Raw genomic sequence first — 8,996 nt, 5'->3', positions numbered from 1 at the left:
CTTTTTCATTTCGCAATTACCTACAATAACTTTCACTATTTCACCACTTTCATGTTAATTTCGCTCGATAATTAGCATCGACAAACCCAGATAAAGCAGTTCGTTATTGGAATTAAAATCGATGTTAAACAGTTCTTCTATTCTTTCCAGACGGTTGAGAAAGGAACTGCGATGAATATACAGCCGTTTGGCTGCCGCTGCAGCGTTGAGTCGACAGTCAAAAAAGGTCAATAACGTTTTATAATACTCGGTATGTTTCTCGGCATCATATTGCCGGAGCGTTAAAAGTTTTTCACTGCAGACTTGATGCATGGCAAAAATACCAGGACTATTTTTGAGTAGATAATGAAAGGCATAATCATCAAACCGATACGTCCAGAACATCGGCTGGTCGCAGGTGCCGAAATCCAGGGCAATTTCAGTTTGGTGATAGGCCGCCCGCAAATCACCCATGTCCCCAAAAACCCGGCTTAATCCAGCCACCAACAGGCTGTCTCGAAGAAAATAGGGTAATTGTCGATAAAAATTTTTATCATTGACCGAATTAAACTGATCCAGATTAATCAGCATCAGCAGTCGTTCCCTGTAATTCAGACAGACACAGCCCTGCCACTGGTTTTCAATTTCGGAACTGAGGTAATCAGTATAAACATTTTTGGCATACCGGGTATTGGATCGAAATTGCACGAGCTGCAGATTGTCCGTTGTTTTCCAGTTGTTTTCAAAGGCGACTTTCTGCCATTGTTCGTCGGAACTCTGTTCATTTTGTAGCATGTTCAGCAGTGGCTCCCGCAGGCTGTTTAGCGCTACTTCTTTTAAATTGAAGGACTGATATTTTTGGTACAGTTTATCAGCGGTGGTAAATAAATGGGCCAAAATAGTCCGGACATAGGTTTTTGCAATTTCTTCGCTGCCGTTTGACAGCTGGATGATAAACCGTCCTACATAGCCATTATGATCAAAAACATTTTTGCAGATCATTTCGTCTGTACCGGATGGCGATACCATGGCGTAGTCAAAGATATCAGGCAAATCATACAAGGACTGGAAACTGGAATCAGTGATAAAATCGTTCACCACTTCTGGGAGTGAATTTTTATTTTCATCCATAAAAGCAGCGCTGGTTAATTCCTCAATGGATTTGGAATAGGCCGTATAATGAAACTTTTTATCAATCAAAAGAATCGGTTCGGTCAGAATCGACTGGCAGCTGTCAATCAGATCCTGAAAACTGCCATTTTCATAGTAGATCTGGTTTAACCGTTCATCCCATTGATCGAATCGATTGTAGATATCTTGGAGGTAATTGAATAATGATAATGCGGAAAGGTTTGATTTTATCACCATTACGGTTCCATCAATCATCTTCAGTGACCGGTTTGGTTTTTCGGTACATAAAAAGAGCGACTCAGCGCCATGGTTCCGGCTTTCAATCAGGGATTTGAGACCGTCGGCATCAATGATAACCACGGTTCCAGCAATGTCCAGGTCTGTTTCATAGAACACGGGACGCATAAAGCCAATGTCCGGATCACTTTTTTTCTCAAAGCTAACGGCAAACTTTTTAATCAGCCAATAGTAGATTACATCCCGAGAAAGTCTCATAGGTACCTCTAATTTTAAATAAATTTTCAGAAATTTCACGATGCAGCTTCATTCTATGTCATGCATGGTCATTTTGCAAGGGGTCATTACTATTTTACCACGATATCCTACACTGTGTAGAGTATGAGCTTTGTATTATCCTCTACTATGCCGGATGTACTTTTCGTAATAATGTCGTTATAATTAAACCATGTAAACGGTTTTAATTAAAAATAACCATTGAATTGGTAAAAATCCATTAAATTCAGGAGGAAATATCATGTTAACACCAAAAGAGAATTTTTTACTGGCAGCAGTTGAACACAAAAAACCAGAGTGGGTGCCCAACGAAATGAGTGATGTCATTATGTATGGCGGAGCTTTTGAGAGCTTTGAAAACGGTCCGGCCGGCGGTGGTCTGGACGGCTTTGGGGTAACCTGGCATGCTACGGAATCAGCTGGCGGCCAGCCGGTTCCGGGCGGTAAACCCGTGCTGGATGATATTGAAAAATGGGAAAATATCGTTAAGTTCCCAAATTTGGATGAGTACGATTGGGAAGGCAGCCTTGCCATGCAGGCAGGCATTTTTGGAGCTGACCGTGATCAGCGAGTGGTTGAATATGGGATGTGGAATGGACAGTTTTTACGTTTGACGCACCTGATGGGTTTTGAAAACGCCCTCTGTGCCATGCTGGAAGAGCCGGAAGCCTGCGACGCACTGTTTGCTGCGATTACCGATTATAAAATTAAGCTGGTTGAACGAGTCGCCAAACATTTTAAACCGGATATTATTACCAGCTATGATGACATTGCTACCGAAAGAGGCCTGTTTATGTCTCCTGGAACCTATCGGTCACTGATCAAACCCCATCATAAACGGTTAAATGATGCCATTAAGGCGCATGGAATCATTCCTTTTATTCACACCTGCGGGAAATGTGAAGAGATCATTCCGGATTATGTGGAAATCGGTACGGCTGCCTGGACATCGGCTCAACCGATGAACGATATTGAAGGGATTTTGAAAAAATACGGCAGCCAAATTGCTGTGGTTGGCGGTTATGACACCAACGGCCGTCCTGGTCTAGAAGAGGCCACGAATGAAGAAATTGATGCTGACGTCAAACGTTGTATGGAAACCTATGGCCCTTATGGCAGCTATGTATTTATGGGCTTTAGATTGATGAGCGGAGCAGGTCCGGAAAGCTTTATGGAAGGTATTCTTCCGATTAATGATGCCGTTGAAAAATATAAGCATATCAAATAATTTACGCAAAGAGTAATCACTGAAGGAGAAGAACATGATCATTATTGGAGAAAAAATTAACGGCGCCATCCCCTCCAGCGCCAAAGCGATTGCGGCCAAGGATGCCGAATTTATTAAGAATCTGGCGATTAAACAGGCGGAAGCCGGAGCGGATTTCATCGATGTTTGCGCATCAGTAGACGACGACATTGAACTGGAAACCATGAAATGGCTGATTGACATTGTCCAGAATGCGGTGGACACGCCGATTGCGGTGGACAGTCCCAACGTCTACACCTGCATTGAGTCCATTAAATACTGTCATAAGCCGGGACTGTTTAATTCCGTTTCATTAGAAGGTGACAAGGTTGATGTGGCTTTTAAAGCCATCGCCGATACCAAATGGGAATGTGTGGCCTTGCTTAACAGCGACAAGGGGATTCCCAAAACCGCCAAAGACCGGCTGGACGTTTTTGCCGATCTGATGGTGAAGGTTAAAGAATATAACATCGATCCATCACGGATGCATATTGATCCCCTGATTGAAATGCTCTGCACCTCCGAAGATGGCATCACCATGGTCACCGAAGTCATCCGTGGCATTAAAGCCCAATACCCGACCATCCATGTCACCGGTGCGGTCAGCAATATTTCCTTTAATCTGCCCGCCCGCCGGATTGCCAACCAGGCATTTGCCGTATTGGCCATGAGTGCTGGCATAGACAGCTTCATCCTCGTTCCGCTCAACAAGGATATGATGGGAATGCTCTTTGCCACTGAAGCGATGATGGGTGAAGACGAATATTGTATGGAATACATCGGCGCCTTCCGCGAAGGTATTTTTGTAAAATAAGTGCATTAAATTTAAATCAAAAATAAAAGGAGAAAATCTACATGTCAAAAATAGAAGATGTAAAAGTATTAGTCGAAACTGGTAAATCAAAGAAAGTTGCTGCAGCGGTTCAGGAAGCATTGGACGCTGGCGACAAAGCACAGGATATCCTGGACGCGATGATCGCTTCCATGGGTGTAGTTGGTGATAAATTCTCATCCGGCGAAATCTTTGTCCCAGAAATGCTCATTGCCGCCAAAGCGATGTCCAAAGGGGTGGAAGTGTTAAAGCCAGTGATGGCTGGCGATGGCTCAAGCTCTTTGGGTACCTGTATTATGGGAACCGTTGCCGGTGATCTTCACGATATTGGGAAAAACCTGGTTGTGATGATGCTGGAAAGTGCTGGTTTCGATATGGTTGATTTGGGTGTTGACGTGCCAGCGGAACGATTTGTGGAAGCGGCCAAAGAAAATAAAAATGTTGTTCTGGTTGCCTGTTCCGGTCTGTTGACTACAACCATGCCAGCTTTGAAAGAAGCGGTTCAGACCATTAAAGCGGCAATACCTGAGATGAAAGTCATCGTCGGCGGTGCCCCTGTTACACAAGAATATGCTGACGAAATCGGTGCTGATGGTTATGCACCAGATGCCGGAAGCTCGGCAGCCAAGGCTAAGGAAATCATTGGGGCATAAGGGATAGTTTTGGCCATAAAATAATCAAAAATTAATAAATACTGTCAATAGTTAATCTTAAACCCCTATTTAAGATTGACTATTTTCGATGTTCAAAAGCATAACCAAAACTTATCAACAGCTTTGCCTTTTTGAATTATCTTTTTTTTAGAAAATTCGTTATAGTGGATAAGATTCTTTTTTAAAAGCATCGGAAATGAAAACGTTTATCAAAATTGATGCTGTTGTATCAACCAATTGAAATGTTAAAATTTCCTGAGCAAAATTATGATACGAGGTAAAAAATTATGAAGAATAACAAAAGAAAATGGATATTTCAATTAGGCATTCCAATTCTTGCGATCTATTTATTGATTACTTGTATGGCTTTAGCTATTTTTAGTCAAAATAGTTTGCCGGAGTCTTCAATGCTTAATCAGCCACTGATCATCCTGGCAATTTTGGGCATTGGTCTATGTTTAAATTTAGGTTCATTGATTATTCTGTCATCAAAATATTACAAACGTTCATCAAAAATAGCTGGCATTTTGGAACACCTCACAGACGGCGCGGGAAACCTTGAATTGAGCGCGATTGAAAATGATCCAGATGAATTAAGTCAGGTTGTTATGGCGTTGGTAAGTAAGATGCAGATATATTCAGATGCAGCAAGTCAATTAGCAACCGGAGAACTTTCGCTTGAAGCGCTGCCAATATCAAATAATGACTTATTGGGAAGAAATCTTATTTTAATTGGTGAGTCCCTCTCCATACTGGAAGCGGACACTAAAAAATTATCCGTCATGATGGATCCTGATGATGTTAAACCAGCTGCCGCGGGTCTTTCAGGAATCTACTTGTTTCTGCTTGATAATATTAGCAGAATAGTCACTCAAAATTCGGCTAAAATTGAACTGTATGAGAATGCCATGGATGCTATACCTTATCCCATGCACATTCTGGATACCAATTCCCATTGGCTGTTTTTTAATAAAACCCTGGAGAATCAACTTTTGCAGGCTGGCATTATTGAGAACCGGGAAGGTGCCTATGGCAGAAAAGCCTGTGAATTTGGGGTGGAACATTGTAATACCGTAGAATGTCCGGAAAACTGCAGTATTTATCAGTTGGTTAATAACGGCATTACTACCTTTGACTTTGAATTTTTAGGCGCATACCTGCAAAAGAATTCCCGATTAATCACCAACAAAAAAAATAAAAATATCGGTTTTCTAGAAATAACTATGGATCTGACATCAATGGTGAGTATCAATCGATACACAGAGGCCGAGGTTTCACGGCTCAAAGAAAACCTTCTGCTTCTAGCCGATGGCGATCTGAACTTTGATCTGACGATCGGTGAAGGTAATCAATACACAAATGAAATAAAAGAATATTTTGGGGCAATCAATATGAGTTTAGGTGTAGTCAAAAGGTCTGTTGGGGATCTGATTGGCGAAGCCAACATGCTGTTAGACTCCATTATTAAAGGAAAGCAGATAAAAGCTGATGAAACAAGTTTTAGAGGCTCATGGCAAACCATTATTTCCGGGATGAACAACATCCTGATGGAGATTGCCAAGCCCTTTGATGAGATTTCGACAGTAATGGATGCCATTTCGACTGGTGATTTGAGAACCAGCATCACGGGTCAATACGAAGGTGGTTTTGACCAGATGAAACAATCAGTGAACGGCACCGTTGCACAATTAAACAGTGTTATTGAAGAAATCTCAGCAGTGACTAGGGAAATTGGCAATGGCAACTTAGACATTGACGATATTCAGGCGTATAACGGCGATTTTATCGGGATCTCAAATGCCCTGAATGAGATTATCAAAACACTAAATACGCTCTTAAGTGAAATCTACACGGCGGCCTTGCAGGTCAGTTCAGGAGCCAACCAGGTGGCTGCTGGCAGTCAGTCGTTAGCTCAGGGAGCCACCGAACAGGCCAGTTCCATCGAAGAGCTAACCGCATCAATCGCTGAAATTACCGATCAGACCAGGGAAAACGCCAAAAATGCCAATAAGGCCCGGGAACTAACCGGGGTTGTTCGTGAAAATGCGGATATCGGCAACGGACAGATGGCGGAAATGCAAAACGCCATGATTGATATCAATCAATCGTCCAAAGACATTTCCAAAATCATTAAAGTCATTGACGACATTGCTTTCCAGACCAATATTCTGGCTTTAAATGCGGCTGTAGAGGCAGCCCGAGCGGGCGTTCATGGCAAGGGCTTTGCGGTGGTGGCAGAAGAGGTCCGAACCCTGGCGGCCCGCAGCGCCGAAGCGGCCAAGGAAACCACCCGGCTGATTGAAGGTTCCATCAATAAGGTTCAACATGGGACGCAAATGGCCAATGAAACCGCAACGGCGCTTAATGATATTGTCAGCGGGATTAGCGAAATCACTGATCTGATGGGGAACATCGCCTTGGCATCAAATGATCAGGCAACGGGGATCGCCCAGATTAATGCGGGTATTGACCAGGTAGCCCAGGTGGTTCAGCAAAACTCAGCAACCTCGGAGGAGAGTGCCGCTGCCAGCGAAGAACTTTCCAGCCAGGCGGAATTATTAAAAGAAACCATCCATCAGTTTACCTTAAGAAAATAAAAATCAATAAAAGTTATCTGTGCTTTGTCTGCCTGTAGACAAAGCACAGATAGCTTTTTTATTCTGTAAACTTATAATTGTTGCCAGTTCGCTATTGGAATAGCAGAAAAATCGCAATCTATGATTGAATTGAAGCAAAACCAGATGCTTCATAAATTTAGCGTTGTGTGGAAAACAAACGAATGATAAAATTGGAGCAAAGAATGCAATGATGAATGATCATCCCAGCGAGGTGGAAAAATGGATTTCAGAAAATTGGAGTATTTTATAGCAGCGGTTGAGCACGGCAGTTTTACCAAAGCGGCTCAGGAATGCTTTGTCTCCCAGACGGCCATGAGCCAACAGATGGCCGCTATGGAACAGGAACTGGATTTTCAATTGTTTGACCGATCCGGTTATCGTCCGACCTTAACCTTGGCCGGCAAAGCTTTTTATGAAGCCAGCAAGCGGATCATTGAGGATTACGAACAAGCAGTAATAAAGGCCAAGGCCTTAAAAAATGGGTTTTCAGGATCATTGCGAATCGGCGTATCCGGTCCGGTTGAAAAACGTTTTTTGCCGGAGGTGTTAAGTAAATTTGTCGCCCGTCACCCGGAAGTGAATCTGGAACTGTATGAACTCAGCTTTAGAAAATTATCTGAAAAAATAAGAAATAACGAAATTGATATCATGTTCGGACTGGCCAATGAAATTCAGACCTATCCCCAGATCGAGATCACCACCTTATTCACCAGCACCCTATGTGTCATTGTCTCGACCAGTCATCCCTGGCACGATCGTTATGAAATCTATGGCAATGAATTGAAATCTGAGAAGCTGATTATTTTTTCAAAAACCTATGGACCCAAGTATCATGACTCTTTTTTCAGGAGCTGCGAACAGGACGGTTTTGAACCGAATGTTATTAAAGAGGTTGATAATTTTGATGAGATGATTTTATTGGTCAGTGCCAATAAAGGAATTGCCATTATTTCTGAGGAAGTGCTAACCGAAGCTTCTGGGATTCACCGGATAAAACTGATCGAAACCCATCATCATTCAGAATTTTGCATGGCCCGAAATAAGAATGATGATAATCCCCTCATTGATGAATTTATGCAATTGATTATTAAAAAGAGTAAGGAGGGAGCAAGTGCTTGAATCGACAAACCCTGGAGTATTTTATCGCATTATCTGAAACTTTAAATTTCACTGAAGCTGCAAGGCGCCAGTTTGTTTCACAAACGACCATCAGTCGCGCCATCAAACAATTGGAAAAAGAGATTGGTTTTGCACTTTTTGAAAGTTGCACCACAAAAGTTCAGCTCACTCCAGCGGGTAGCGATTATTTAACCAGTGTGAAATCGATACTGAAATTATACGATAAAGCGGTTGAAGATGGCGTGCGTTTAAGTTACAAAGAAAACAATGTCTTAAAAGTGGGCTTTTCTAATGATCTGGGCTTTGAGTATGTGACTGGGGTATTAAAACGATATCAGCAAAAAAATCAAAGTGTCGAAATCGTTCTGCAACAAAGTACACCGGCACAATTGCTGACCCAAATCAACGATGGCACTTTGGATATTATTTCGGTCTTTAAAGCAGAACTGCAGGATGAAAAAGGAATCAATTCATTAAATGTCTGTCAATATAATGTAAAAGTTGGTGTGGGGCCATTTCATCGGTTTGCAGGACGAGAATCGATTGAAGCAACTGAACTTAGAAATGAGAAAATTATTGTGCCCAAAAGGGAAAGCTTTCAGAAGCATTATGATTATATTCTGGATTGCTGTCGTCAGGATGGTTTTGATCCGATAGTCATTGAAGTCGATTCGTTTGAAACCCAGTTACTGTTAACTGAATTGGGAAGGGGCATTTCTTTCTATCCTGATTCAGATGGGCTGACGAAAAAATATCAGACGATCACGTTTTTGAAAATTAATCAGACGCATCATCAATATAACATTGAATTTGCCTGGAATCAGGCGAATAAAAATCCTTGTCTTAACGCATTCCTCAATACAGCGCGAGACAAAAATTAAAGAGGTCACAAAAGCCTGGTACTT

Annotated in this window: 7 protein-coding genes; 6 read left to right on the top strand and 1 reads right to left on the bottom strand. The window is 42.2% G+C overall.

Features of this window, described 5'->3' with window-relative positions; translation table 11 throughout:
• Positions 1-54: 54 nt before the first annotated feature.
• Complete coding sequence (locus tag B3F51_RS15380; protein ID WP_228882708.1) at positions 55-1,605, bottom strand: PucR family transcriptional regulator; 1,551 nt, start codon at positions 1,603-1,605, stop codon at positions 55-57.
• 259 nt (positions 1,606-1,864) lie between these two features.
• On the opposite strand from B3F51_RS15380, the gene B3F51_RS15375 reads away from it, so the two are divergent.
• The 6 genes from B3F51_RS15375 to B3F51_RS15350 all read left to right on the top strand — a co-directional run bounded on the left by B3F51_RS15375 (position 1,865) and on the right by B3F51_RS15350 (position 8,972).
• Complete coding sequence (locus B3F51_RS15375) at positions 1,865-2,851, top strand: uroporphyrinogen decarboxylase family protein (protein ID WP_070369773.1); 987 nt, start codon at positions 1,865-1,867, stop codon at positions 2,849-2,851.
• A gap of 34 nt (positions 2,852-2,885) precedes the next feature.
• Positions 2,886-3,683, top strand: coding sequence for a methyltetrahydrofolate cobalamin methyltransferase (locus B3F51_RS15370; RefSeq protein WP_070369774.1), 798 nt, complete (start codon positions 2,886-2,888; stop codon positions 3,681-3,683).
• A gap of 41 nt (positions 3,684-3,724) precedes the next feature.
• Positions 3,725-4,354, top strand: a complete 630-nt coding sequence (locus B3F51_RS15365; protein WP_286947980.1) for a corrinoid protein — start codon at positions 3,725-3,727, stop codon at positions 4,352-4,354.
• A 287-nt stretch (positions 4,355-4,641) separates the two neighbouring features.
• Complete coding sequence (locus tag B3F51_RS15360; protein ID WP_070369776.1) at positions 4,642-6,951, top strand: methyl-accepting chemotaxis protein; 2,310 nt, start codon at positions 4,642-4,644, stop codon at positions 6,949-6,951.
• 240 nt (positions 6,952-7,191) lie between these two features.
• Positions 7,192-8,091 (top strand): LysR family transcriptional regulator, encoded by a 900-nt coding sequence (locus tag B3F51_RS15355; protein WP_070369777.1) that lies wholly within the window; start codon positions 7,192-7,194, stop codon positions 8,089-8,091.
• Entirely contained in the window at positions 8,088-8,972 is an 885-nt protein-coding gene (locus B3F51_RS15350; protein ID WP_286947978.1) for a LysR family transcriptional regulator, read from the top strand. The genes B3F51_RS15355 and B3F51_RS15350 overlap by 4 nt, the downstream gene beginning before the upstream one ends.
• Positions 8,973-8,996 lie beyond the last annotated feature (24 nt).

Source organism: Acetobacterium sp. UBA5834, from assembly GCF_002435675.1.
Lineage (GTDB): Bacteria > Bacillota > Clostridia > Eubacteriales > Eubacteriaceae > Acetobacterium > Acetobacterium wieringae.
Note: the sequence above shows the minus strand (reverse complement) of the source record. Positions and strands in the feature narration are given on the sequence as shown.

Bases quoted from the DNA above. Each gene is read 5' to 3' on its own strand.
- B3F51_RS15355 (WP_070369777.1), top strand. From the start codon at position 7,192: ATGGATTTCAGAAAATTGGAGTATTTTATAGCAGCGGTTGAGCACGGC.
- B3F51_RS15365 (WP_286947980.1), top strand. From the start codon at position 3,725: ATGTCAAAAATAGAAGATGTAAAAGTATTAGTCGAAACTGGTAAATCA.
- B3F51_RS15360 (WP_070369776.1), top strand. From the start codon at position 4,642: ATGAAGAATAACAAAAGAAAATGGATATTTCAATTAGGCATTCCAATT.
- B3F51_RS15380 (WP_228882708.1), bottom strand. From the start codon at position 1,605: ATGAGACTTTCTCGGGATGTAATCTACTATTGGCTGATTAAAAAGTTT.
- B3F51_RS15375 (WP_070369773.1), top strand. From the start codon at position 1,865: ATGTTAACACCAAAAGAGAATTTTTTACTGGCAGCAGTTGAACACAAA.
- B3F51_RS15370 (WP_070369774.1), top strand. From the start codon at position 2,886: ATGATCATTATTGGAGAAAAAATTAACGGCGCCATCCCCTCCAGCGCC.